At 70.0% G+C, this 20,832-nt stretch carries 36 protein-coding genes and 1 pseudogene; 4 read left to right on the forward strand and 33 right to left on the reverse strand.

Going from position 1 to position 20,832, the window contains the following annotated elements; translation table 11 throughout:
• Positions 1–98: 98 nt before the first annotated feature.
• The 13 genes from ACIP89_RS03195 to ACIP89_RS03255 all read right to left on the reverse strand — a co-directional run bounded on the left by ACIP89_RS03195 (position 99) and on the right by ACIP89_RS03255 (position 7,138).
• Complete coding sequence (locus tag ACIP89_RS03195; protein WP_402112664.1) at positions 99–413, reverse strand: hypothetical protein; 315 nt, start codon at positions 411–413, stop codon at positions 99–101.
• A gap of 424 nt (positions 414–837) precedes the next feature.
• On the reverse strand, positions 838–1,248 hold the full coding sequence (locus tag ACIP89_RS03200) for a hypothetical protein (protein ID WP_402112665.1): 411 nt from the start codon (positions 1,246–1,248) through the stop codon (positions 838–840).
• A gap of 474 nt (positions 1,249–1,722) precedes the next feature.
• A complete protein-coding gene (locus ACIP89_RS03205; RefSeq protein ID WP_402112667.1) occupies positions 1,723–2,331 on the reverse strand; it encodes a hypothetical protein in 609 nt (202 codons plus the stop codon).
• Complete coding sequence (locus ACIP89_RS03210) at positions 2,331–2,840, reverse strand: hypothetical protein (protein WP_402112670.1); 510 nt, start codon at positions 2,838–2,840, stop codon at positions 2,331–2,333. Before ACIP89_RS03210 ends, ACIP89_RS03205 begins: the two co-directional genes overlap by 1 nt.
• Complete coding sequence (locus ACIP89_RS03215; RefSeq protein ID WP_402112672.1) at positions 2,837–3,406, reverse strand: hypothetical protein; 570 nt, start codon at positions 3,404–3,406, stop codon at positions 2,837–2,839. The genes ACIP89_RS03210 and ACIP89_RS03215 overlap by 4 nt, the downstream gene beginning before the upstream one ends.
• Positions 3,403–3,819 carry a helix-turn-helix domain-containing protein gene (locus ACIP89_RS03220; RefSeq protein WP_402112675.1) on the reverse strand — a complete coding sequence of 139 codons (417 nt, stop codon included), beginning with the start codon at positions 3,817–3,819 and terminating at the stop codon, positions 3,403–3,405. Before ACIP89_RS03220 ends, ACIP89_RS03215 begins: the two co-directional genes overlap by 4 nt.
• Positions 3,816–4,091 carry a hypothetical protein gene (locus ACIP89_RS03225; protein ID WP_402112677.1) on the reverse strand — a complete coding sequence of 92 codons (276 nt, stop codon included), beginning with the start codon at positions 4,089–4,091 and terminating at the stop codon, positions 3,816–3,818. Before ACIP89_RS03225 ends, ACIP89_RS03220 begins: the two co-directional genes overlap by 4 nt.
• Positions 4,088–4,252, reverse strand: coding sequence for a hypothetical protein (locus ACIP89_RS03230; RefSeq protein ID WP_402112678.1), 165 nt, complete (start codon positions 4,250–4,252; stop codon positions 4,088–4,090). Before ACIP89_RS03230 ends, ACIP89_RS03225 begins: the two co-directional genes overlap by 4 nt.
• Before the next feature lie 103 nt (positions 4,253–4,355).
• Positions 4,356–4,583: a hypothetical protein gene (locus tag ACIP89_RS03235; RefSeq protein ID WP_402112680.1), complete on the reverse strand. Its 228-nt coding sequence runs from the start codon at positions 4,581–4,583 to the stop codon at positions 4,356–4,358.
• Between the two features lie 40 nt (positions 4,584–4,623).
• Entirely contained in the window at positions 4,624–5,355 is a 732-nt protein-coding gene (locus ACIP89_RS03240; RefSeq protein ID WP_402112682.1) for a hypothetical protein, read from the reverse strand.
• A gap of 89 nt (positions 5,356–5,444) precedes the next feature.
• The gene (locus tag ACIP89_RS03245; protein ID WP_402112683.1) at positions 5,445–6,305 is read right to left on the reverse strand and encodes a hypothetical protein; all 861 of its coding nucleotides are present in this window, start codon (positions 6,303–6,305) and stop codon (positions 5,445–5,447) included.
• Positions 6,306–6,332: 27 nt separating this feature from the next.
• Positions 6,333–6,941: an HNH endonuclease signature motif containing protein gene (locus ACIP89_RS03250; protein ID WP_402112685.1), complete on the reverse strand. Its 609-nt coding sequence runs from the start codon at positions 6,939–6,941 to the stop codon at positions 6,333–6,335.
• Between the two features lie 71 nt (positions 6,942–7,012).
• Entirely contained in the window at positions 7,013–7,138 is a 126-nt protein-coding gene (locus ACIP89_RS03255) for a hypothetical protein (protein WP_402112687.1), read from the reverse strand.
• On the opposite strand from ACIP89_RS03255, the gene ACIP89_RS03260 reads away from it, so the two are divergent.
• The gene (locus tag ACIP89_RS03260) at positions 7,137–7,343 is read left to right on the forward strand and encodes a CxxxxCH/CxxCH domain-containing protein (protein ID WP_402112688.1); all 207 of its coding nucleotides are present in this window, start codon (positions 7,137–7,139) and stop codon (positions 7,341–7,343) included. The two genes, ACIP89_RS03255 and ACIP89_RS03260, sit on opposite strands and share 2 nt — an antisense overlap.
• A 101-nt stretch (positions 7,344–7,444) precedes the next feature.
• On the forward strand, positions 7,445–7,804 hold the full coding sequence (locus tag ACIP89_RS03265) for a hypothetical protein (RefSeq protein ID WP_402112691.1): 360 nt from the start codon (positions 7,445–7,447) through the stop codon (positions 7,802–7,804).
• A gap of 5 nt (positions 7,805–7,809) precedes the next feature.
• Here ACIP89_RS03265 and ACIP89_RS03270 read toward each other — a convergent pair whose 3' ends face one another.
• From ACIP89_RS03270 to ACIP89_RS03355, 18 genes and pseudogenes are all read right to left on the reverse strand, one after another.
• A complete protein-coding gene (locus tag ACIP89_RS03270) occupies positions 7,810–7,977 on the reverse strand; it encodes a hypothetical protein (protein ID WP_402112693.1) in 168 nt (55 codons plus the stop codon).
• The gene (locus ACIP89_RS03275) at positions 7,970–8,320 is read right to left on the reverse strand and encodes a hypothetical protein (protein ID WP_402112696.1); all 351 of its coding nucleotides are present in this window, start codon (positions 8,318–8,320) and stop codon (positions 7,970–7,972) included. Before ACIP89_RS03275 ends, ACIP89_RS03270 begins: the two co-directional genes overlap by 8 nt.
• A complete protein-coding gene (locus ACIP89_RS03280) occupies positions 8,320–8,520 on the reverse strand; it encodes a DUF6011 domain-containing protein (protein WP_402112698.1) in 201 nt (66 codons plus the stop codon). The genes ACIP89_RS03275 and ACIP89_RS03280 overlap by 1 nt, the downstream gene beginning before the upstream one ends.
• Positions 8,517–8,687 (reverse strand): hypothetical protein, encoded by a 171-nt coding sequence (locus ACIP89_RS03285; RefSeq protein WP_402112701.1) that lies wholly within the window; start codon positions 8,685–8,687, stop codon positions 8,517–8,519. Before ACIP89_RS03285 ends, ACIP89_RS03280 begins: the two co-directional genes overlap by 4 nt.
• Positions 8,684–8,854, reverse strand: a complete 171-nt coding sequence (locus ACIP89_RS03290; RefSeq protein ID WP_402112704.1) for a hypothetical protein — start codon at positions 8,852–8,854, stop codon at positions 8,684–8,686. Before ACIP89_RS03290 ends, ACIP89_RS03285 begins: the two co-directional genes overlap by 4 nt.
• Entirely contained in the window at positions 8,851–9,549 is a 699-nt protein-coding gene (locus tag ACIP89_RS03295; RefSeq protein ID WP_402112705.1) for a hypothetical protein, read from the reverse strand. The genes ACIP89_RS03290 and ACIP89_RS03295 overlap by 4 nt, the downstream gene beginning before the upstream one ends.
• Positions 9,546–9,926, reverse strand: a complete 381-nt coding sequence (locus ACIP89_RS03300; RefSeq protein ID WP_402113511.1) for a hypothetical protein — start codon at positions 9,924–9,926, stop codon at positions 9,546–9,548. The genes ACIP89_RS03295 and ACIP89_RS03300 overlap by 4 nt, the downstream gene beginning before the upstream one ends.
• A gap of 378 nt (positions 9,927–10,304) precedes the next feature.
• Positions 10,305–10,472, reverse strand: a pseudogene (locus ACIP89_RS03305) (helix-turn-helix domain-containing protein); the annotation flags it as partial.
• 189 nt (positions 10,473–10,661) lie between these two features.
• Complete coding sequence (locus ACIP89_RS03310; RefSeq protein WP_402112707.1) at positions 10,662–11,201, reverse strand: WhiB family transcriptional regulator; 540 nt, start codon at positions 11,199–11,201, stop codon at positions 10,662–10,664.
• On the reverse strand, positions 11,198–11,383 hold the full coding sequence (locus tag ACIP89_RS03315; RefSeq protein WP_402112709.1) for a hypothetical protein: 186 nt from the start codon (positions 11,381–11,383) through the stop codon (positions 11,198–11,200). The genes ACIP89_RS03310 and ACIP89_RS03315 overlap by 4 nt, the downstream gene beginning before the upstream one ends.
• Positions 11,380–11,748, reverse strand: a complete 369-nt coding sequence (locus ACIP89_RS03320) for a hypothetical protein (RefSeq protein ID WP_402112711.1) — start codon at positions 11,746–11,748, stop codon at positions 11,380–11,382. The genes ACIP89_RS03315 and ACIP89_RS03320 overlap by 4 nt, the downstream gene beginning before the upstream one ends.
• Before the next feature lie 2 nt (positions 11,749–11,750).
• Complete coding sequence (locus tag ACIP89_RS03325) at positions 11,751–12,566, reverse strand: recombinase RecT (RefSeq protein WP_402112713.1); 816 nt, start codon at positions 12,564–12,566, stop codon at positions 11,751–11,753.
• The gene (locus ACIP89_RS03330; RefSeq protein WP_402112716.1) at positions 12,563–13,474 is read right to left on the reverse strand and encodes a YqaJ viral recombinase family protein; all 912 of its coding nucleotides are present in this window, start codon (positions 13,472–13,474) and stop codon (positions 12,563–12,565) included. Before ACIP89_RS03330 ends, ACIP89_RS03325 begins: the two co-directional genes overlap by 4 nt.
• Before the next feature lie 79 nt (positions 13,475–13,553).
• Positions 13,554–13,781, reverse strand: coding sequence for a hypothetical protein (locus ACIP89_RS03335; protein WP_402112718.1), 228 nt, complete (start codon positions 13,779–13,781; stop codon positions 13,554–13,556).
• The gene (locus ACIP89_RS03340) at positions 13,778–14,362 is read right to left on the reverse strand and encodes a hypothetical protein (RefSeq protein ID WP_402112721.1); all 585 of its coding nucleotides are present in this window, start codon (positions 14,360–14,362) and stop codon (positions 13,778–13,780) included. The genes ACIP89_RS03335 and ACIP89_RS03340 overlap by 4 nt, the downstream gene beginning before the upstream one ends.
• Positions 14,359–14,862, reverse strand: a complete 504-nt coding sequence (locus tag ACIP89_RS03345; RefSeq protein WP_402112724.1) for a hypothetical protein — start codon at positions 14,860–14,862, stop codon at positions 14,359–14,361. Before ACIP89_RS03345 ends, ACIP89_RS03340 begins: the two co-directional genes overlap by 4 nt.
• 86 nt (positions 14,863–14,948) lie before the next feature.
• Positions 14,949–15,182, reverse strand: a complete 234-nt coding sequence (locus ACIP89_RS03350) for a hypothetical protein (protein ID WP_402112726.1) — start codon at positions 15,180–15,182, stop codon at positions 14,949–14,951.
• Positions 15,166–15,468, reverse strand: coding sequence for an XRE family transcriptional regulator (locus ACIP89_RS03355; protein ID WP_402112729.1), 303 nt, complete (start codon positions 15,466–15,468; stop codon positions 15,166–15,168). Before ACIP89_RS03355 ends, ACIP89_RS03350 begins: the two co-directional genes overlap by 17 nt.
• Positions 15,469–15,723: 255 nt before the next feature.
• Here ACIP89_RS03355 and ACIP89_RS03360 point away from each other — a divergent pair, with 255 nt between their 5' ends.
• Positions 15,724–16,092 carry a helix-turn-helix domain-containing protein gene (locus ACIP89_RS03360; RefSeq protein WP_402112732.1) on the forward strand — a complete coding sequence of 123 codons (369 nt, stop codon included), beginning with the start codon at positions 15,724–15,726 and terminating at the stop codon, positions 16,090–16,092.
• 401 nt (positions 16,093–16,493) lie between these two features.
• The gene (locus ACIP89_RS03365) at positions 16,494–17,762 is read left to right on the forward strand and encodes a tyrosine-type recombinase/integrase (protein ID WP_402112735.1); all 1,269 of its coding nucleotides are present in this window, start codon (positions 16,494–16,496) and stop codon (positions 17,760–17,762) included.
• 428 nt (positions 17,763–18,190) lie between these two features.
• Here the strand turns inward: ACIP89_RS03365 and ACIP89_RS03370 are convergent, their stop codons facing one another.
• Together ACIP89_RS03370 and ACIP89_RS03375 are read right to left on the reverse strand one after the other, a co-directional pair.
• A complete protein-coding gene (locus tag ACIP89_RS03370) occupies positions 18,191–19,198 on the reverse strand; it encodes a JmjC domain-containing protein (RefSeq protein ID WP_402112738.1) in 1,008 nt (335 codons plus the stop codon).
• 46 nt (positions 19,199–19,244) lie between these two features.
• A complete protein-coding gene (locus tag ACIP89_RS03375; protein WP_402112741.1) occupies positions 19,245–20,360 on the reverse strand; it encodes a cytochrome P450 in 1,116 nt (371 codons plus the stop codon).
• Between the last annotated feature and the right edge of the window lie 472 nt (positions 20,361–20,832).

Below are 20,832 nucleotides of genomic sequence, written 5' to 3' on the forward strand. Positions count from 1 at the left end.
GGGGCCCGGTTGAGGCCCCCCAGACCCGTACTCACAGCGAGCCACCTCCCCGGCGGTCCGCAGGCTGATCACGATCGGGGGCACCCCCCGGGGTTTGGTCACCCGGGGTGATCGGTCTCGGACTGGCCGGCCGGGTAGCCGTGGTCGGCCAGGGGGCTGGTCAGGGGGGTGGCCTTGCGAACGGTCCAGGCCACTGTGGGATCGGCCGGATCGGCCATGCGGTGGCCCTGGTCGTCGAGCTGGAACTGCCGCCAGACGATCACGAGCCGCTTACCGCTGCGCTCGATGGTGACCCCGGGGGCGGCGGCGACGGCCTGTGGATCGAGCCCGTTGGCCTCGGCCCACCGGCACAGCTGCTCGCGGTGCTGCTCAATGTCGGCCGCGGTGATGGTGGTGATGACGGCGCTGCTCACTGATTCCACCCTCCTGGCTGGTGTCGTGCGGTCTCGCTGCTGTGGCATGGCTGACAGAGGCCGCGCCCGTGCTGCGGGTCGTCCGGGTCGAGGCCGGCGGCGACGAGGTCGCGCCGGCTGTTCGGCCAGTGGTCGGCGTGCACGCTCGCGCGGGTACAGCGGCTGGCCGTGGAGCTGGTGCTGTTGCCCCCAGACAGGCAGCTGGTGCACCCGCGGCAGGTACAGATGGGGTCGCGGGCCAGGACACCTGGCCGGAACCGTTGCTCGTGCTGCAGTCCGTACCCGCGCTGTCGTGCCGTGCCGCGGTGTTGCTCGGCTTCGGCTCGGTGGGTGGGACAGCGGCCGGCGGGAGTGAGGTGGGGGCAGCCGTCCACGCTGCATACCGTCAGTGCTCGGCGTCTGGCCACGGGCGACCCCCTGTCGATCAACGGCTGTAGGTGGAGTCCAACAGGTAGATGCTCGCGCCGATCTCCGTGGTCTTGGCGGTGGCCTCGGGCTCGCACGCGGTGGCCATGTCCGCTTGAAACCGGGTCACTTCGGAGTCGGCCGGCAGGGTGGTGGCACCGTCAGCCTTCCGTGCTCCCGTGAGCATGTCGGCAGCGGTGACCCACCGTTGATGGTCATCCATCATGTTGAGGAACTCACCGCACGTGGTGGCGTCGTATGGCGTGCGCCAGGTCTGCTCGTACTTAGCTGCCTTCGGCGTGGCCTTCGGCACGTCGATGGTCTTGACGTCGCCATCTCCGTTGTTGTCGGCGGAGCTGGCGTGCGTGGTGCAGGCGCTGAGGCCGAGCAGGAGAAGGCTGGCAGCGAGTGCGGCGGCGTGGGTGCGCATGGTCCCCCCAGGACGTTGCGTGATGAGGGGGTCATCATCGGGCACGTGGCGCCGTGGTGTGAAGGAAATGCGAAGGCCCGCCACGTCGGGCGGGCTGTTTGTTTCCGGGCACGCCGGATCTGCCGCCCATCATGGGGCATGATCGGGCGGTTGTGCAACTACATCCGTAGTGGACGTGGTGAGGCCCCTCCCGTGTTCAGCGCGGGAGGGGCCTCAGGTCCGAGTAGCTGCGGCAGCGGGCGCTACTTGCTCTTCTCGGCGTCCCTCCGTTGTTGCGACTCCTCATTCCGGCGTCGGAGTTCTTCGAGGGTGATCGGGTCGAGTGCCATGATGCGGTCCTGTCTCTGTGATGGGGATGGGCCCGGGGCGGCCGCGGTCGCCTGGCAGTGATGCGGCCGCTCCGGGGTAGACCGGCGGTAGATCCGCCGGGAGATGGTGGGTAGATGCCGGTAGACGGCGTGGTAGACGCGCAGGTCAAGCGGCGGTAGACGGGGCGGGAGACGCCTCGGTCTCTTCGGGCTGGGAGAGGGGCGGGAGGTCGGCCCTGCGGACGCCTCGCGTCGGCCCCTTGCCGCCCGACTTGACCTTGGGGGCGACGGGGATACCGAGGGCCTCCAGTCGTGCCCTGAGGTCGGCCACCTTCCACCCCTCCCCCTGGCCCTTGGACTGGAGGTGGGTGAGGACCTCGGAGAGGTGTACGGCGTCGCGGTCCCCGAGGACCTCGTGGAGGAGCAGGACCACAGCGTCGCGGGACGCGGGCTGTGGGGACTCGTCGACGGCCTGCTCGTCGCCCCCGGTGCCGAGGGCCCGGATGGCGGCCCAGCACCAGAGCGGCACGGCGATCCAGAGCAGCGCGGGCCAGCGGCGGATCAGCCACCACACCCCGTAGGCCCCGGCGCCGAGGAGGATGAGGCGGAAGATGCAGCCGAGGATCGCGGCGATCCCGTCGAGGTCGTCGCGGCGGCCGGCGCGGACCCACGCAGCGGCGCGTTCGGCCAGGCGGCGGATGAGGATGCGCTGCCCGACGATCAGAGTGCGGGCACGGCGCTGTGCGGCGGTGCCTGTGGGCTCGGTGGAGGTCATCAGGCGTTCCCCCCGAGCATGTTGCTGCCGGAGAGGCCGAGGCTGTTCACGAGAGCGGGGAGGCCGTCCAGTGCCCCAGCGACGCCAGCGGTGACGCAGAGGATTGCGCCCGCGATGCAGAAGCCGATGAGCCTGCCCTTGTCGTCCTTCGACGCGGTCTTGTAGGAGACGATCAGGAGCACGAAGAGGACCACGACGACGACACCCCCCTCAGGGGTGAGTTGGCCCAGTGATCCGGAGGCGATGGCAGTACCGGAGTCGGCGCCTGTTGTGCCGGTGACGGTCTTTCCGCCCACGCCACCAGCGACCTGCCGGGTGCATCCTGCGAGCCATCCGGCAAGGCCCCCCGCGCAGATTGTGGCCAGGGCTCCGTTGATGAAGCCCTGGACCATGGCGAACAAGTCCTTGATCGCGCGGCCGCCCTTCCACCATTTCCACAGGTAGACGGCCATGATCGTGATGGCGATGGCGCAGGCGGCGAGGGTGGCGCCGGTCTGGGTGGTGGTCATCGGTGGACTCCGGTGTACGCGGTGACGATGTCGAAGGGGTCGATCGCGCCGAGGAGGCCGCCGAGGGTGACGGCGATGGCCCAGAGGCGCAGGAGGGTGCCGCCATGGCGGCGGGTGCGGGCCCAGATCCAGACGAGCGGGACCAGTGCGAGGGCGTACCCGGCCGGGGTGCCCCACTCGGTCCGGGTGAGGGTGGTGGCGTAGGCCCAGGTGGTGGCGGCGCTGTACCCAGTGCCGGGGAAGGGGAGCACGGCCAGGAGCAGAGCGCCGCTGATCTGCCACGGGCGGCCGAAGCCACGTACCCACGCCCAGAGGCGCTCCCGGCGGGTGGGTTCCACTTCCTCGTAGTACGGGGCGACGAGGTGAACGTGGACCTGTGGCGGGAGCGGCTCGGGCGCGGGCGGCGCGACGGGCACGGCCGGGGGCTGCACGGGCGGCGGGGGCGGGGCGGGGGCTGCGGCGGGCTGTTCCCACCAAGGAGGCAGTTCCCCGGGCAGTGGCGGACGGCCGGGGAGCGGGGCGCCGGCCGGGATGATGCGCGTGGGGGTGATCGGGCGGTCGGTCATGTTGCGACACCTGTCTCGGTGTCGCATGCGACGGCTGCCGGGTAGTACGTGGCGAACTCGTCGGCGGCGCGCGACAGCTGCGCCGCGGTGTCGCGCAGCTGCGCGACCCAGCGCTGGGCTGTCTCGTCGTCGGTGATGGTGTGCGCCGGTGTCGCATCGGATACGGCCTGGGCTGCGTCATACAGCTGTCGCATGGCTGTCTCGGTCTGTGCGACGCGGTGCGCCATCCGCTGCGCCGGTGTCTCAACGACGGGTGCGACGGGTGTCTCGTCGGGTGGCGCGGTGGCGCGGATGTCGCGTCGGACGGTGTCCTTTGAGACACCGACCTCGGCGGCAATGTCGCGGAGGGAGGCGCCGCGTTGCGACAGCTGGCGCACTCGGGCGCGCCGTTGTGCGACGGCGGGCGGCGTCACTGCGACACCCCCTGTGCGATGAGCCGGAGGAGCGCGGCGTATTCGCCGCGGGTCTGGCCGGCGCGGACGTGGGGTGCGGCGGCGAGCAGGTCTTGCTCGGCAGCGAACGCGGCCTCGGGGTCGTCGGGGTGCATCTGCTCGGCGAGGACGAGGGCGCGGGCGAGACGGATCTCGTTGTGCATCTCGGCGGTCGGCCGGCGGGCGTCGAGGGTGTCGGCGAGGCGGCCGAGGAGGAGCACGGTGTCGTCGCTGAGGACGAGGTCGGCTGTCATCGGGCACCGCCGGTGGGGCGGGTGGTCCCGGTGACGCCGGCCTCGGTGGCTCGCACCGTGGTGGTGCGGCCGCCGTGGCGGCGGATCACGCCGACGGCGATCAGACGCCGCTCGGGCGGGTGACTTGCGGGCGCACTGGTGCGCGGGAAATGATCGGCCATGGCCGAGCCTCCTGGTCTAGTCAGGATGGTTTTCGGTCTGGGGTCGGGCGACGCGCGCGCCTCGGGTGTTCCACCACCCGGGAGCTGTCGTCCGGCCCTGCTTCTATTCGGTTGTCGGGCTGGTGCTCGGCCCGTTCTTCTTGATCGCCTTGTCGATGGCGTTCCAGCTCTTCCCGAGATCGCGTGCCACGTTGGCCACGGTTCCGAGTTCGGCTACGCCGTCGAGCAGGGCGAGCGCTCTTCGTTTGGCGGATTCGGACACGAGGTGTTGGAGCTGTTCCACCAGCTCGTCCTCCCCGCGGACCCGGTCCCGCCAGGGGATCGCGTTCACGGGGAGAACGTATCCCACCCAGGGTGTGATGCGCAAGGGGCTACGCCGCTATGACCCCGTGCTCGGTCCAGATGCCGCCGCACTGCGAGCAGTTGGCGAGCGGGGACGCGCCGGCCCCGCCGTACACCCGGATCACGCCGCCGCAGCTGGGGCACGGCACGGACAGGTCGACGGTCTCGGCCCCGGTGTCGAGTACCTGCTCGACCCGCCGCCGGGCCTCGGCTGCGACGCGGGCAATGTGCTGCTGCTGTGCGGCCTCCAGCGGGCGGAACGGGCCGGGGCTGCCCTGAACCCGTCCGAGGAGCCACAGCGCGGCGTACGGGGCGCTGGGCTGCGCTCCGGTCCACCTCCACCGGCGGGGGTCTGCGGCGTCGTCCTGGGCGGCCTGAACGCGGCGTGCGTGGTCCCCCCACACCAGGCGCTCGGCTCGGGTCTTCGCGACCGCGGCGCGGCGCGGCGCCGGCATGGAGATGGGGGCGCGTTGGACGTGCTCGGCAATTGCGGCAGCGCACCCGGTGAGCGCGGCTTCGACGCTGCGCATGACGCCGTACACCTGGAGCCGGATCGGGATGGGCCGCTGGCCGAGCTGGGCCGGGTCGCGCTCCAGCGCCCGCAGCTCGGCGGCGGCGTCGGTGTCGTGCTCGTCGAGGAGGGTCATGTACGAGCGGAGGCCGCGGCCGAAGCCGCCCACTGCGGCGGGCATGCCGAGCGCGTCGTTCAAGTCGGGCCAGGCGAGGGCGATCAGGCGGAGGTCGGCGGCGGCAGTGCTCACGGGTGGCTCCTTGCGGTGTGGCGCGGGACAGGGGTGCGGGGGTGGCCGCCCGGGTGGGGTCCGGGCGGCCGGGTCAGACGGCGATGGGGCTACGGCTGGTCGAGGGTGGTGCGGAGGTCGCGGGCCATGGCCTGGGCGAGCGGGTCGGGGGCGTCGTCCCAGACGGTGGCGAGCGCCCGCACGCCTTCGACGGCGGCCTCGGCCTGCTCGGCGCGGTGGGCCAGCTGCTCGATCGCGGGGGCGAGTCGGGGCCAGGACTCCCCGCCGTGCGCGTCCGCACCCTCGCGGAGCACGGCGGCCCGGTCGACGGGCAGCCGCCCCACCTCGTCCCGCAGGCGCATGTTCTCGGTCACGTGGTACGCGAGCAGCGGGGCCCGGCGGGAGAGTTCGGCACGCAGCCCCTCCACCTCGTACCGCAGCTCCTGCTGTTCGGCGTCCGCGACGGCCATGACGGCGGCGGCCCCCGTGTCCGCCTCGCTGTAGTTCATCTGCACGGGCTGTCCGCGCTCGGCCAGGGCGAGGGCGTTGGTGCCGAGTCGGAGCCGGACCTCGTCGCGGATCGCGGCGGCGTACCGGGCCCGGCGGTCGGTGGGTGCGGTGTCCGGCTGGTCGGTGGTGCAGGTGTGCCGCTTGTGCCACGGCTCGCCGCAGCCCTTGCACGGGGCGGGCAGGTCGTCGGCCGGGTCCACGGCGGGCTGCTGGTCGGTGGTGCCGAGGACCAGCCGGGCCGCCGCGGCGGCGACGGCCGCGATGCTGCGCGGGTCGTCCACGACGATGGTGTTCTCCGTGCGGCACTGCTCCCACACGGCGGCGGCGAGGGCCTGGTGCAGCGGGTCGCCCTCGGACCAGACGGCGGGCGTGGTGGGTGTGGTGTCGGGCCGGGTGTGGCCGAGGCGGTCACGGATCTCCCGCATCGTCATGGCCGGGCGAGAGGGCGTGGTGTCGGGCATGTGGGTCTCCTCGGTGGTCGCGGATGGTTACGCAGCGGGGCGGTTGGCGCACTCATGTGCAAGAGATCGAACGGCGCGGTCCAGGACCGACGCGACGTCTTGATCCGGGAAGTGCTCCTGAATCAGGCGCATGACGGAGGCCGGCACATCGTGCCGATTCCGATCCCTCTTGCCCCGGCCCCGTTCAGCTGTCAGTCGGCAGGTGCGGCACCTGCGTGCTCCGTCCCCCTGGACGACTGTGTTGGCCTCGTCGTAGGGGTGGCCCTTGGGGCAGTGGGTCTTCCGGGCGGCGGCAGCCACGATCGTCTTGCCGCGGAGAAGGTTGGCTCGGTGCGTGACGGCCTCAAGGTGCGCAGGATTCACGCAGCGCCGGTGCTGGCAGCTATCGCCGCCCGCACAGTCCTCGTCCGAGTTGTGGCAGAGGTGATCAACGTGCAGGCCCTCAGGGATCACCCCAATAAAGAGCTCGTGCGCCAGCCGGTGTGCTCGGATGCCACGGCCGTTGCTCTTCAGCTTTCCGTAGCCGTACCCGTCAATGGCACCTGTCCATATCCAGCAGGTGTCTGTGCGTCGCACCCTGGCTTCGAACCTTGCGGCGTACTGCTGCGGATCTGCAATCGGGTGGTCATTCGCCATGGTCGTCTCCGTTCTGGGATGCTGAGTGGGCGCCCCGGCCGGCTATCACCCGGCCGGGGCGTACTGCTGTGTCACGTCATGCACCAGCCGTTGTCACAGCTGTCCGTCTCATCGAGCAGCGGCAACTGTGTTCCGGCCTTGAACAGGTCACGCAGCGGCCGGCCAACCGGGGTGAGATAGACGGGCTCGCGGCCCATGCGTTCGTTCCTGCGGTTGAGGGTGTCCTCCACCTCGCAGGCGTTGGCCCAGCGCTCAGGCTCGTGCTCGAACATCGCCTGCCACTCGGGGACCTTGCGGTGGGGGCAGAAGTCGCAGGACGACTTCGGCGGCATGGGCAGTCCGGCGCCGCGGATGATGCCGGGGCAGTCGGCTCGGCGGATGCGGAGGTCCAGGAGCGGGTAGTCCAGGACTTCGTAGGGCATGGCCTTGTTCGGGTTGGCGCGCTGGACTTCATCGACGCTGATGCCCATGCCGACGGTGGCCTTGTTCTCGGGGGTGGCGCCGTGGTGCTGAAGCCAGGCCCCGGTTACGTCGATCTTGAATTCCTTGGTGCAGACCCGGGAGCCGGGCTTGCCGTTGGACAGAAAGATGGGGATGGTCTGGCGGCTGCCGTCGCTGTCGATGATGCGCTGGCGGATCGTTTCGGTGCCGTTCTTCGTCTCGCGCTCCAGCTCGATCAGGTCGAGGCCGTGCGCTGCGGCGTAGGGCGCGGCGTGTTCTGTGAAGTAGGCCAGCGTGCCCGGGTTCTCGCTGTCGTTACCGACGTTGGCGAAGAGGAAGGTGCGGTAGTCGATGCCTCCTTGTGCGGCAAGGACGAGCGCGGCCATGGACTGCCACCCCCCGCCGAAGCTGAAGGTGCGTAGTGCGGTCACTGGGTGCTCCTGGTCTGTGCGTTGTACGCGGCGGTGCGGGCCTGGTGGACGTCGTGCCGGCGGGTACGGGTCCCTCCGTGGCTGGTGCAGAGCTGGTCGGGGGTACTGCCGCAGGACGGGCAGGCGACAGCCAGTGCGGGGAAGCGGGCGGGGCGGTCAGGCATCGGTGGCTCCCGGGGTGTTGGTCTGCTGGGTGACGGCCGCGATGCCCTCGCAGGCGGCCCTGTCGGCGGCGGCCTGGGCTTCCTCGCGGGCGAGGATCCGGCCGTTGTTCTCTGCGGCCCGGACGAAGAACTCGGCCATGGCGTTGTCGTCGGGGTGGCCGGGGTCGTTTTCCTCGCGGAGCGTTTCGGCACTGAAGCAGCGGCCGCAGAGCAGGGGCTGCTTGTCGCGGGCGCACCACTCGCAGGTGATGCCGGTGAGGTGGAAGTCGTGGTCCGGCTCGTAGAGGAACAGGGGCCGGGTCTGCTTGCAGTGATCACAGCGGGCTTCGAGCGGCTGGGTCATCAGAGGCTCCAGAGGCTGGGCTGGTGGTGGACGAGGGGCAGTTCGGCCTGCCCGTCGACGTGGTGGTCGGGGGTTGGGGTCGGGATGCGCGGTAGTGGCCGGTCGCCGACGCGGCGGGCACAGACGGGGCCGATACCGCGGACCCGCCATCGCTCCGAGCGGAGGACCCGGCCGCAGACGCGGCAGCAGGGGGTCGTCACGCGGCCTCCCGCACGTCGGGCCCGACCATGTAGCCGGAGCTGATGAGGTACTGGCCGATGCGGTCGGTGAGCCCGGCCGGGGTCTGCTGCTCGGGCGGGGTGATGAGGCGGTAGTCGTCGATCGCGGCGGCCACGATCGCCGCGGCGGCCGGCGGGAACGGGTTCATGCGGCTGCCTCCTGCTCGGTGCGGGAAGGGTGCGGCTCGGGGAGTCGGCGGCCGGTGGCGGGGATGGTGCACGGCGTACCGGTGGTGGCGTGGCAGTGCGGGCACGGCACGTTCAGGGCCGGGTTCCGGGGCCGGCCGAGGTTGTACGGCCGGGGGGCGGCGCTCATGAGGCGTTCAGCTGCTGCTTGAACGCGGCGAGCTCGGCACGTTCGTCGTCGGTGAGGCGGGCGAGGTAGGCCGCGGCGGCGGCGCGCCGGTCCTCGGCTGCCTGATGGGCGTTGGGGTCGAATGCGGGCTCGCCGTTCGCAACGCGGGTCCGGGCGGCGTGCGGGGTGGTGATGGGGTGTCCGGCCTTGACGCAGTGCTGGCCGAGACGGGACAGGCACTGAGGGCAGGCCACGGACAGGGGGCTGGCGCCCGGCTCGTCCTCGTCGTCGCCGGGGACGATGCGGCCGACGAGGACGAGTTCGTTCTTCAGCCGGTCGGAGTCGGCGGGCGGGAGCGCGGGGCGGACCTCGGCGGGGCGGTGTCCTCCGGCGACGAGGGCGCGCTGCTGGCGCAGGTTCCGCAGGTACGCGGCGGGGTTGTCGTCGTCGGGCTGCGGCTCGTACACGAACCCGGTGAGACGGTCGTTACGGATCGCGGCGCGGTGGGTGCGGATGTCGTGGGGCTGGATCCACAGCCGGTCGCCGGGCCGGGCGGGGGGTGTGGCGTAGTAGCGGGCAACGGCGGCCAGGGTGTCCTGGTCGAACGGCATGCTGGCGAGGGCGGCGGCCCAGGCTTCGGCTGCTGCGGCGGACGGCTGCCGGTTGTCGAAGGCCGCGGCGTGCATGAGGAGGCGGCCGGCCTCTGCGGTGTTCATCGCTGCTGCTCCTTGGCTTCGAGTTCGGCGGTGAGTTCGGCGGTGAGTGCGGCCCATCCGGCGACGCGGGCGTCGGTGCCGGTGAGGGTGCGGCCGGTCGGGAGGTGGACGACGTTGCTGCCGGGGCGGGCGGCACGCTCGGCGGTCCACTTGGCCTGGCGGCGGATCCACTTCTGCCACTCGGCGGCCCAGTTGGTGCGGTGCTGCCCGTTGGCCCGGTAGTGGTCGATGAAGAGGGCGGTCTCGTGGTCGATGTCGAGGGCGGGCCCGAAGGTGCTCAGGGCCCAGCGGCGCATTGCGTCGGTGAGAGCGAAGGCGTCGTCATCGATCGGGGCGTTCGGCAGCGGCTCGCTGGGACCCGCAGGGGACGTACTCACCCCAGCCCCATGGGTTGCTGGTGGTTCTACTGGTGGTTGATTGGTGGTTAGGGCGGCATTGAGTGCGTGACGTCCGGACGCAGAGTGCGTGACGTCACGCACTTGAAGTGCGTGACCGACGGACGCAGAGTGCGTGACACCCTCATCTGTCACGGACGCAGAATCCGTGACAGTCACGGACGCAGAGTGCGTGACAGCCTTCGAGCGAGACCGGCGCTTCCGTTCGGCCGCAGCCTGCCGCTCACCTTCCTCGGCACGCTCCAGATCTGCCCAGTCCGAGGCCGGCCGCTTCAGGTGCAGGGCCAGCTTCCAGACCGTTCGCCCGTTCGTTTCGCCGGTTGCCGCAATGAGTCCGCCCGCCTCGTTACGGCGGAGCGCCCGTTGGACCGTGCGCCGGTCGTAGCCGGTGCGATACTGAAGACGGAGCACGGACGGATGGGCGTTGCTGCCGTCCTTGTGGGCGTGTTCGGCGAGGGCCTGGAGCACACCGCGGGCAGTGGTGTCGGGCTTGCCCTTGTCGGTGAGCAGCATGGGCGCGTCGTCCATGGCCCAGGTGACTGCCTCGTGGCTCACGCGGTCCTTCTTCCGTACGGGTCCGGTTGTGCGGTGGATCGTGGTCTCTGGCAGCTGGTGAGTGGGGGATGCAACTAGGCGTTTGCGGGTCGGTGCCGCGTGCGCAAGCCCCGTGTCTCCCGGGTGGTGGGCCCGGGGCGCGGCGGCCCCGGGCCGGGAGCGCTACGCGGTGGCGGGCTGCTGCGTGTTGACGCGGGCGGCGGTCTCGTAGCGGTGCTCGGCAGCGATGCACCCCGGGTGTCCGCAGCTCGCCCGCAGGTGCCCGGCCGGGCGCACCTTGTGTGCGACGAACCAGGCCAGCTGTGCCGGAGTGAAGTCCCACCCGTGGAAGGAGACCGGGCTACTGCCGGACCAGGTGATGTGTCCGCCAGTCACTGTCACGGACCGCTCGGCCAGGATCGATTCCGGGGTGCGCGGGGGCTTGGCCGGTGTGTTGTGGCTGAGACGACGGCGGTGGATCTTCTGCCGTTCCCGCTCGTCGAGACCGCCCCACACGCCCACGTCCTGGTGCTCGTTGAGCGCCCATCGGAGGCACGTGTTCATGACGGGGCAGGTGTGGCAGATCCGCTTGGCGTTGGCGGTCTGCTGCTGCGCGAGCGGGCCTTCACCGACCGGGAAGAACAGGTCCGTGGTGGTGGCGTCGCAGGCTGCTTTCTTCCGCCAGTCGTCGACCGGGGGCAGGGTGTCGGGCGCGTTGCTCATGAGTCCCCCTTCAGGATTCCGCAGGTGGTGCAGCGGTAGCCGGTGCCGGCCGGGGTGTGGCGGCGGGTGAGGTGGGCGCACGTGGTGGTCTCACAGACCAGCCAGCGGGTGCCGGGGGCGAGGGTCGACAGGTCGAACGTGGCGACGGGGACGGCCGGGGTCGGGCGGCGGCGAAGCTTCACGACTCCACCGCCTTCGGCCGAGGCTTGTCGGAGCGGCGTTCCTGCCAGTGCGCACCCAGGTCCAGCGCCGGGGAGTCGAGGCCGGTCGCACTGTCGTACCCGGCCTGAAGACGGGCCACGGTGCGGCGCAGCTTCGCGTTCTCCGTACGGAGCGCGGCGACCGCACGGCACAGGCGATCGATACGCCCTCCGTATCGGACCGCATCCCGAATCCGGGCCAGGCCGACGCGGGTGGAGCTTTGGTCAGCGGCCTGGTGCAAGGCCGCTCGGTACGCTGCGACGTCCCTACGAGCGGTGTCCCGCTGGTTGAGAACTCCCTCGTACCGGGCGTGCAGGGCGTCGTACCGGGATCGAGTGACGAACATGATCACGCCTCCTCGTCGACGATTTCGCCGTCGATCGCCTCGTCCTCGTCCGCGAGGTCGACGGTCGGCATGGGCGGCAGCTCACTGGCAGGCGGCTGCTCGGCGGCGACCTCGGCCTGCGCCCGCAGCTGCTCCCGCTTGTACTCGGCCGAGGTGGGCACCCACTTCATGAGCTGCCGGACCGCGGACTTCAGCCACATGGATTCGGGGTTCGTGTTCCACGGGGAGTACTCGGAGTTCTTCGAATCGGACTTCGCGCGGATCGCAGCGACCTGCTGGCGGTTGAGGACGACCACCTTCGATGTCGCGCCGTCCTTCATGACGGCGTAGGCGTACACGCCGACCATGTCGCCGCGGTCGGGGCCGAACCAGTCGATCTCGTGGACGGGCTTGCCATCGCGGCCGATGACGTACCGGAACGTGTCGTCAGTGCGGACCACTTCGACGATGACGGAGGACACGGCCCCGGCCCGGTAAATCAGCTCGACGATCCCCTGATAGCCGACGATCCCCTTGATGATCTTTCGGCCGCCGTGAGCCTTCGACTTCCGCGGGGTCAGGTAGAACTGCTCGGTGCCCGGCTCCAGCCCCAGTCGGGCCGCGGTCTTCAGTTCCCGCAAGAACACGCCGACGTCGTTGCGGGCGGCCTGCTCCAAGTCCTGGTTGCCGCGGATTGCGCCGACGGCCAGGCGCACCCACTGGTCGGCGTTGATGTGCGACGGGACCAGGGCGGCGTACTCGTCGCGGTACGCCTCGATCTGCGCAGCCGGGCCGGTGTCCCGCACGGCGATGGCGCTGGTGATGGTGTTCTCGGTCATGAGGTGCTCCGGTTCCGGGCGGGCTGAAGGGAGTGGGTCCGGCCGTCGCGGACGGTGCGGGTCGCGATGATGCGGCGCTCGCACACCGCCCGCCGGCCGGTGCCGATCTCGTCGAGGAGCTGGCCGGCAGCGGCCCGCTTCTCCTCGTCGGCGGCCTTGGCGTTGTCGAGGGCGGCGAAGTACCGGTCACGGCGCTCGGCGCTGACCTCGATGTCGATGTCGTCCTGGCCCTCGGGCAGGGCCTTGATCGCCTGATAGGTCGCGGTGTGGCCGTCGATGTCGGGGCGCTCGTGCTCGCGGACGGTGCGCATGAACTCGGCCCCGGCGTCCCGCATCAGCGCGGTCTCGGTGGCGTCGTACTCGATGACGTACTCGCGGTACTCCGACCCCGCGATGAGCACGGCGACGTGGCAGCGGCTGAGCCGGAGGACGTCCAGGTACCAGAGGCACTGAGCCCGGTAGTGCACGGGGATGTCCTCGGTGCCGGGCTTGCCCCAGCCGTGGTCGTCGCGGGCGGTCTTCGCCTCCAGCAGCTCGGACGGGTCCGCGAACGGCGGTGCGCTGGGGTCCCACAGTTCCCGGTCCGGGTTCGCGACCTGCCACGGGCGGCCAGCAGCCGCGTACGTCGGGGAACCCATCAGGGTCCACTCGGGGTGGAGCTCCGCGAACCGGGCGCAGATGGCGGGTTCGTGGACCTTCCCCCAGTACATCTCCTCGGACTCCTCCACCGGGGCGAGGAGCCCCTGCTTCCGGTGCCAGAGGCTGAACCTGCTCTCGTACGGGCTGATCCCGAGGACGGCGGCGATCTCGGACCCGCCGATGCCGGCCGCGCGGGCGGCGTGCCACTCGGTGGTGCCGGGCTCGAACCAGCCGAGGACGGTGGGCCCGGCCTGTGCGGTGTCGGTCATGTGGTGACTCCTGCGGCGGTGAGGATGAGGGCCCAGAGCAGGGCGGATGCGGTCAGCGCGGCAACCAGCTGGGGCCCGATCACGGTGTGATCCGGTTGAGGCGGTAGCACCGGCGGCTGGGGTCGGTGTCGTCGAGGAGCAGAAGCCCCTGCCGGTGCAGCGCGACAAGGTCGCCCTTCGCGGTTCGCCGGTACGGGGCGGCGTACCCGTGCGCCCGGTACAGCTGCTGCACCATGCGCGTCGTCCAGTCGCCCGGGTAGTCCCGGATCGCGCGCCGCAACAGGGCGAGACGATCAGCGGCGCTCATGCGGTCACCTGCTGCCGAGCCACGGGGGTGGCCTTGAACTCGCGGCTGTAGCGGTAGCGGGGTGTCCGGGCGTGGACGTTCTCGCGCCACTCGATCGGGCCGTGGCACTTCCGGAACGGGTCGTGAAACCACTCGCGTCGCATGGCCTGCGCGTTACAGCCGGGGCACGCGATGACCGGACCGAACGGGGACGTGGGCGCCAAGGCGCTGCGCTCGAAGTAGTCGACGCGGCGGATGTCGAAGCTGCCGTCGATCGCCTGCTCGCCGTCAAGGTCGGGGTAGTCGCCGCCGTCGGCCCAGTACTTGAGGGCTTCGTCTTCGGTCCCGCCCGGCGCCTTGATGACGTAGACGGTGGTGACCTCAACGACGATCGGCCACTGTCGTTCGTGGAGGTCGTAGGCCCGGCGTCCCGCAGCCTGGTCGATCAGATTGGCGATCTCCGGGTCCAGCCCCTCGCCCGGCACCGGGCGGGGGAACTTCTGGCCGAGGTAGTCGTGGTCCCCGGCGTGGCCCAGCTCCAGCTGGCAGTCCCGGTAGGAGTAGTCCTCGCCCGGCAGGCTCAGGGGCTCGTCGCACTTCATGCGGTCCACCGCCCGTCGCGCTGCGCAGGCAGGTCACGGGTCGTCGCGTAGTCGTGGTGCAGCGGGGAATCGTGCGGATCCTCGGGAGACCCCGTCGGCATCGGCAGGGCGCCCATCAGGGACACCGCCTCGGCCAGCGTCACGACCTCCATGCCGTGGCCGTCCGGCCGCACCGGGCTGCTGGCCACGGAGGTCAGCGTCCACGCCACCACCCGCACACCGCGGACGTCGTCGCGGGCCGCCTCGATGTACACCGAGCCGTCCTCACGCGTCTCCATGCGCTCGGCCAGCATCTGGTCATCGCGGAACAGCCGCAGCCCCTGGACGTCGTCGTGGAAGTAGAAGGACAGCCGGGGCTCCGTCGGCGACCACGGCTGCGAAGTGATCGTGAATTCGGTCGGCAGCGTCTGCGACTCGCTGATCATCTGCTCGGCCAGGGAGAGCGCGGCCATGTAGCTGTTCCGCTGGGCGGTGTTCGGCTGGGTAGAGTTGTCGTTCACGGTGTCCTCGCTTCTCTGAGTGGGTGAGGTGCCGAGGGGTCGTCCGGACCTGATCCGTCCGGGGCGGCCCCGTTGTGCGTGGTGGGTCAGACGGCGACGAGGTGCTTGGAGTCCGTGTCCTGCGCGGCCATCCACTTGCGGACGTCGCCGATGTCGAACCGGCGCTGACGGCCGGCGAACGGGGCGACGGGCATTCCCTGCTTGATCCACTGGAGGATCTGCCAGTCGGAGACGCCGTAGTACGTCTCGATCTCGCGCTGGCTCAGAAGCGGCACAAGGCCGGCGGGGAGGGCGGTGAGGCGCTCACTCTTCTTCGGCATCGGGGCTTGACCTTTCTACTGTCGCGGTCGAATGTGTGGACATGCTGAACAGGCGGTGCATCCGGGCGTCGAGCCCTTCGGTGATGAGCCATGCCGTGTGCAGTTCGCATCGGTCCCGCGCGGTGCGTCCCCTGCCGGTGAGTCGGCCGATCGTGGCCGGGCTGACTCCGCGTCCGTCCGGATCGACCGTCTTGGTCTTCTCGGCGAGTTCGTCGAGGGTCAGTCCCTGTCGTGCCATTTCGGCGCGGAGTGGCTGGCCTTCGCCCTTGCGGAGCAGCTTTGGCATGGGTACCTCGTGCTGGTTGATGCGGGTGAGTCCCTCGGTGTGAGGTGCTGTGACAGTTTTACAGTCACAGTCGTGACACTGTCAACGAGAACCCCCGAGAAGTTCCGAGCGACTGCGGGAATCGAATGAGTGTTCTATGGTGTAGTCATATGCCAGTGCGCGGGCGCGTGACGGGGAGGTTACGCGCTGCGTCAATACGCGCCATGCTTCTACTTTTACTTGCGAAAAGTAGAGGTCGCGGGCAATCTTGAGGCCGTGGACAACGAGGATGCGACCCCCACCGAAGACCTCGCGCAGCTGCTCGCACGCCTGAAAGACGAGTACGGCGTGAACGACAGCCAGATCGCGGCAGCTGTCGGCGTGTCCATCTCCACCGTCAACACCTGGGTGCACCGCAAGCGCAGCCCGCGCCCTGACGCCATCCGCGCCATCGCGAAGGCGTACCCGAAGTACACCGAAGACGTACTCTTCGCTGCCGCCGGCCGCAAGGCGCCCGGCCCGCTCAGCCCAGCCGCGGAGGATCGCCTGCTTGAGCTCTTCCGGGGTCTCACTGCCGAACAGCAGGAATTGCAGGAGATCCAGCTTCGTGCGCTGAACGAGCACAACCGTTCCGCGCTGTCGTGAGTCTCCTCTAAATGGACTCCGTCACTCCATGCGCATGACGCACCGTCAACATGCGTAATGGTATTCGCATATTCCACCATCCGGGGGTACGGTCGTTCGCACGGCCGATGCCCTCCCCTCATCGACCGCAGGTTCCCATCCGCCTGCGTACACGGGGGTCCGCATGTGCATTCGCGTCCGCTTCGCTCCGATCGGCTCCTGCCCGGTGTTCGACCCGGCTACCCAGACGATCGCTCTCCCGCCCGGTCTCGACCGTGCACACGCTGTCATCGCCGCACGGGCGGTTCTCGCCGAACTGGCAGTGCAGCAGCTCCGGTTCGGTGCAGTCTGCTACTGCGGGGATGAACTTGATCTGACCCCCCGCATCCCTCAGCAGAGAACGGGAGAGCAGGCGGTGACCCATGGCGCGTAGAGCAGCCAACAACCCGCGACAGATGCGCAGCAAGACGTGCGGCTGTGCCGAGTGCATCGAGGCATACCCCCCAGCCGAACACGGCGAGCGGAAGCACCGGCGCGACTGCGTTGGATCCTGGCAGTCCCGGTACCGGGACCCCACCGGGGCGCAGAAGGCCCGTAACTTCAAGAAGAAGGCAGACGCCGACGCGTTCCTCGACCAGACGCGGACCGAGGTGCGGCAGCGTCGCTACCGCGACCCGGCCCGCGGCAAGGTCCGGCTCGACACGTGGTGGGAGATCTTCTGGGAGGTCGAGGCGAAGAAGGGCCGCCTCACCACGAACAACCGGAAGCTCGGAATCTGGCGAAAGTACATCGAGCCGCAGTGGGGCGGGTACCGCCTCGTCGACCTGGAGTACATGGAGCTCCAACGGTGGCTGACCGCGAAGGTCCCCGGGTACGAGAGCCAGAAGAAGACCAAGGAAGTCCTCACCGCGCTCCTTGATGCCGCGGTCAAGGACGGGGAGCGCATCGCCGTGAGCCCGGCGCTCAATCTCACCGTCACCGCGCCGCGCCCGCAAAAGCACCCCGAGGACCTCAAGCCCCCGACAGCTGCGCAGTACGCCCTCATCCACGCAGCTCTGCCCGCGTACTACCAGGTGATCCTGCGGGACTTCGCACACGAAACCGGGCTACGGCCGGGGGAGTACGCGGGCCTCCGCTGGCACTGTGTGGACGAAGGCGAGCGGGTCGTGCACATCAAGGAGATCCTCGTCTTGGACGAGGGGAGGCTGATCCGGCAAGCAGCGCCGAAGACAAGCGCCGGATTCCGCACGGTACCCCTCACCGATGCCGCGTGGGGGGCTGTCTGCTTCATGCGGGACAAGTGGACGCCGGCACGTACCCGGTCCGCGATTGGTGATGGCAGCGGACTGCACTTGGAGGAGTTGCTGTTCCGGGGCCCGCGCGGAGGTGCGCTCAACGTCAACAATCTGTCGCGGCCGTGGCGGAGGGCGACTCAGCAGGCCGGTGTCGCCCGCCAGGTGAAGGACCCCGTTACCGGGCGTACCGAGTGGTGGCCGCGGGTCTACGACTACCGGCACAAGGTCACCACCCGGCTGCACGATGCTGGCGTGCCGGAGAAGGACGCACAGTCCGTCCTCGGCCAGGAGCGTGGTGGCAGGGTGACATGGGTGTACACCCACGAGTCCGAGGGTGCGCGGGAAAGCGTGCGTGCTGCTCTCGGCGGTGAACGTGGACTCCGGGTGGTGTCGTGACCCCTCGTCGGCTGAAGTCCACTCAGGGTCCACAATCCCTGCCCGGTGGTCCTCGGTGGTTCTCGGAGCGTCTCCGAGAGGATCACGGGTTGGCCTATCCGGAGTTCTCGGAAGGTCTCGGGAACACCCGAAAACCCTCTGACCTGCGGAAAGAAGCTCTTACAAAGCAGATGTCGGCAGTTCGAAACTGCCCGCGCCCACCAGTACGAAGGCCCCCAACCGATCATGGTTGGGGGCCTTTGGCATCTGCTTTCGGTATCAACGGGCGTGGTTATCCACGGTCGGGACGCTGCCGCTTCAGCATGTGGTCCAGGTGACTCACGGTCTCGCGTTCGGTGGGCCGAAGCCGGTGCCCTGATCGTGAAGGCCGTCGACGCACTCGGCCGGCCCTGGTGCACGGTCTCCGGGCCGGACGTCGTCGCTTCGTGTCAACTGGTGCTGCGTCCCCCGTCGCGCAGGCGGTGCCAGGTGCGTAGGGCGGAGGCCAGTCCGGCGCGCTTGGCGGTGGGGGCGGTCGAGTCCCAGTCCCGGGCCGTCGCGGCGAACGTCTCCTGGCGGGGTGGATCGGCCGGGTGCCGTGTCTGCGCCGCCCGTGCGGCGAGGCGCAGGTCTTCCGGGGCGATCGTGGCGAGCTTCGTACGGGCGTGGCTGAGCAGGGTGGCGCAGGCGTCCGTGATCGCGGCTTCTCCCAGCGGGCGTGCGGGGATGTCCACGCCCTCGGTGAGGCACTGTTGCAGCGCTGCCGCCAGGTCCCCCAGGGAGATGTCCCGGATCGTCAGGGACAGGTGGGCCGAGAGTCCGGCCTCGCCCACCGCGCGGTGGGCGAAGCCGCGCGGGATGTAGAGCACGTCGCCGGGTTCGAGGACGCGGCGCAGGAGTTGGGGGGACTCCTCCTCGTCCGGGAGTTCGCCCAGCGACCAGTCCGCTGTCGTCGGCGCGCTGTGGACGTACCAGGTCTTGCGTCCGGCCACCTGGAGGGCGAACACGTCGGCGTCGTCACGGTGGGTCGCGAGGCCCTGGCCCTCGGCGGGGGTGACGAAGAAGAACGCCTCCACGCGCCGGTCCAGTTCGGCGGACAGCCGGGCCGCCAGGTCCGCTGTGGGACGGTGCCACTGGTCGACGCGGCGCAGGAGCAGCGTCGCCCCGTCGCGCAGGAGGCCGACGACCTTCGCGCGGTCGGCGAAGCCCTGGTGCGTCGTGCCGTTGACCACGCGTGACGTGGTGTACGCCTCGGCCGGGACGGTGACCTTGGTGGAGCGGACCATCTCCAGGTAGGGGGTCCGCAGCAGCCCCGAGTCGAAGGCGGCGTCCAACTCGTCGAGGTCGAAGGGTGAGGCCAGAGTCCCCGGCGTGAAGACCGCGGGCTTGAGCTGCCACTGGTGGCTGCTGAAACTCTCGACGTCACCGACCCAGTCGGCCAGCGTGGGCGATTCCATGGCGTTCCCGTGGTGTCTGGGTGGTCGGGTGGCGGGGGTGGTGACGTCACGCTCCGGATCGCGCGTCGAACCGCACGGACAGCAGGGAGCGCAGGGGGACGTGGGTCTCCTGATTCGGGACCCGAACGGCCAGCCGGTTGTCGAGAGCGACGGTCAGCAGCCGTTCGGCCAGGGGTACGACGAGGTGCTTGGCCCAGCAGCGCGCACCGTCGAACCCGAACGGCATGAACGCGGGCGTCTTCTCGGGATCCGGCACCCCGGTCCATCGCTCGGGCCGGAAGTCCATCGGCTCCGACCAGTAATTCGGGTGACGGTGCATCAGCAGCGGAAACAGCGCGACGTTGTCCTCGCGGCGGATCTCGGGGTGCAGTCCGGCGTAAGCGTCCCCGCCCGTCCGGTACAGCATCCACGCGGGCGGCAGCAGCCGCAGCGTCTCCCACAGGACTGCCGTGAGGTCTGCGGCGGCCACATCGTGTTCCCGTCCGGCCGAATCCATGAGCTGTTTCCGTCCGGCCCGGCCCATGAGCTGTTCCCGTCCGGCCGGACCCATGAGCCACAGCGCGTTGCCGGTCAGCGCGGCCACCCCGTCGCAGAGGGTGGCGGTCGCGCGCCGGTACATGGCGATGGCCTGCCCGCGCTCCCGGGCGTCGGAGGCGCTGCGGATCTGCTCGGCCAGCGCGGTACGTCCGTGCCCGGCACCGCCGGGCTCCGGCCATACGGTGACGGCGCGGTCGACGATCCGGGAGAGCGCGGGCGAGCGCGTGATGCCGCGTTTCGACAGCAGGGAGACCGGCAACGGGTCGGATGCGAAGAGCCATTGGCGCAGGTAGGAGGTGGCGGCGTAGGGCCAGGGGCCGTTCAGCCCGCGTGCCGGAGGCGGCGGGGTGCGGATGCCCTCCATGACGTCCTTCCCCAGAGCGCGGATCGTCCGGGTCGCGCTGTCGTGGGGGATGTCGGCTCCGGCCGCCGGCTTGTAGACCGAGCGCTCCGCCGACCGGACGGGGCGCGCCGCGACGACGTCGGCGATCAGGTCGCAGTGGGAGACGCCGACCGTGGTCGCGTCGATCCGGAAGACCTTCTCTTCCCTGGCCAGTAGGTCCTGAATTCGTGGGGCGTACACGATGGAATGGCCGCGATCCGGCGCCGCTGCCGATTCTTCCACGAGAATCTCACCTCCATCAAATGGCGATCGAACGGCAACCAAATGGATTCGCCGCAGTCGGCGGGGAATGCCAGACCCTGGACGGGCCGGAGAAGTGCTCGGGCGTCGGTGGGGGAAGTGGTGTGGCCGCTTCCCTCACCGACGAAGGTGTGCGAAAGGTGTACTAGATGACGTGCAGGACCCACGCGTGGTTGGCGAGGTCCTCGTCCTTCTTGAACTTCCGCACAAGCGCCTTGATCTTCTTCATGACTACTCCATTTCCTGGATTGCGGACGCGCCCGAAAGCTCGCCCGTGCCATAATCGAAAGGGGCTGTCTTCCCCCACTGGGGGAGTGCCACCGTTTCATTTTTCGCTCACGTTTCCCTAACGTTTCACTAACCTCGAAGTCGTGATGGTCCGCCGACGGCCGGTGGGCACGAGCGGTCCGGTCGCGGTGAACAGGCGGAGCCGGAGTCGGCGGGGCTCCCGAAG

The sequence above is a fragment of the Streptomyces sp. NPDC088730 genome, assembly GCF_044751215.1.
GTDB lineage: Bacteria > Actinomycetota > Actinomycetes > Streptomycetales > Streptomycetaceae > Streptomyces.

Bases quoted from the DNA above. Each gene is read 5' to 3' on its own strand.
- ACIP89_RS03200 (WP_402112665.1), bottom strand. From the start codon at position 1,248: ATGCGCACCCACGCCGCCGCACTCGCTGCCAGCCTTCTCCTGCTCGGC.
- ACIP89_RS03205 (WP_402112667.1), bottom strand. From the start codon at position 2,331: ATGACCTCCACCGAGCCCACAGGCACCGCCGCACAGCGCCGTGCCCGC.
- ACIP89_RS03210 (WP_402112670.1), bottom strand. From the start codon at position 2,840: ATGACCACCACCCAGACCGGCGCCACCCTCGCCGCCTGCGCCATCGCC.
- ACIP89_RS03215 (WP_402112672.1), bottom strand. From the start codon at position 3,406: ATGACCGACCGCCCGATCACCCCCACGCGCATCATCCCGGCCGGCGCC.
- ACIP89_RS03225 (WP_402112677.1), bottom strand. From the start codon at position 4,091: ATGACAGCCGACCTCGTCCTCAGCGACGACACCGTGCTCCTCCTCGGC.
- ACIP89_RS03230 (WP_402112678.1), bottom strand. From the start codon at position 4,252: ATGGCCGATCATTTCCCGCGCACCAGTGCGCCCGCAAGTCACCCGCCC.
- ACIP89_RS03245 (WP_402112683.1), bottom strand. From the start codon at position 6,305: ATGCCCGACACCACGCCCTCTCGCCCGGCCATGACGATGCGGGAGATC.
- ACIP89_RS03250 (WP_402112685.1), bottom strand. From the start codon at position 6,941: ATGGCGAATGACCACCCGATTGCAGATCCGCAGCAGTACGCCGCAAGG.
- ACIP89_RS03260 (WP_402112688.1), top strand. From the start codon at position 7,137: ATGCGTTCGTTCCTGCGGTTGAGGGTGTCCTCCACCTCGCAGGCGTTG.
- ACIP89_RS03255 (WP_402112687.1), bottom strand. From the start codon at position 7,138: ATGGGCCGCGAGCCCGTCTATCTCACCCCGGTTGGCCGGCCGCTGCGT.
- ACIP89_RS03270 (WP_402112693.1), bottom strand. From the start codon at position 7,977: ATGCCTGACCGCCCCGCCCGCTTCCCCGCACTGGCTGTCGCCTGCCCG.
- ACIP89_RS03275 (WP_402112696.1), bottom strand. From the start codon at position 8,320: ATGACCCAGCCGCTCGAAGCCCGCTGTGATCACTGCAAGCAGACCCGG.
- ACIP89_RS03285 (WP_402112701.1), bottom strand. From the start codon at position 8,687: ATGAACCCGTTCCCGCCGGCCGCCGCGGCGATCGTGGCCGCCGCGATC.
- ACIP89_RS03290 (WP_402112704.1), bottom strand. From the start codon at position 8,854: ATGAGCGCCGCCCCCCGGCCGTACAACCTCGGCCGGCCCCGGAACCCG.
- ACIP89_RS03295 (WP_402112705.1), bottom strand. From the start codon at position 9,549: ATGAACACCGCAGAGGCCGGCCGCCTCCTCATGCACGCCGCGGCCTTC.
- ACIP89_RS03310 (WP_402112707.1), bottom strand. From the start codon at position 11,201: ATGAGCAACGCGCCCGACACCCTGCCCCCGGTCGACGACTGGCGGAAG.
- ACIP89_RS03320 (WP_402112711.1), bottom strand. From the start codon at position 11,748: ATGTTCGTCACTCGATCCCGGTACGACGCCCTGCACGCCCGGTACGAG.
- ACIP89_RS03325 (WP_402112713.1), bottom strand. From the start codon at position 12,566: ATGACCGAGAACACCATCACCAGCGCCATCGCCGTGCGGGACACCGGC.
- ACIP89_RS03330 (WP_402112716.1), bottom strand. From the start codon at position 13,474: ATGACCGACACCGCACAGGCCGGGCCCACCGTCCTCGGCTGGTTCGAG.
- ACIP89_RS03335 (WP_402112718.1), bottom strand. From the start codon at position 13,781: ATGAGCGCCGCTGATCGTCTCGCCCTGTTGCGGCGCGCGATCCGGGAC.
- ACIP89_RS03340 (WP_402112721.1), bottom strand. From the start codon at position 14,362: ATGAAGTGCGACGAGCCCCTGAGCCTGCCGGGCGAGGACTACTCCTAC.
- ACIP89_RS03350 (WP_402112726.1), bottom strand. From the start codon at position 15,182: ATGCCGAAGAAGAGTGAGCGCCTCACCGCCCTCCCCGCCGGCCTTGTG.
- ACIP89_RS03355 (WP_402112729.1), bottom strand. From the start codon at position 15,468: ATGCCAAAGCTGCTCCGCAAGGGCGAAGGCCAGCCACTCCGCGCCGAA.
- ACIP89_RS03365 (WP_402112735.1), top strand. From the start codon at position 16,494: ATGGCGCGTAGAGCAGCCAACAACCCGCGACAGATGCGCAGCAAGACG.
- ACIP89_RS03370 (WP_402112738.1), bottom strand. From the start codon at position 19,198: ATGGAATCGCCCACGCTGGCCGACTGGGTCGGTGACGTCGAGAGTTTC.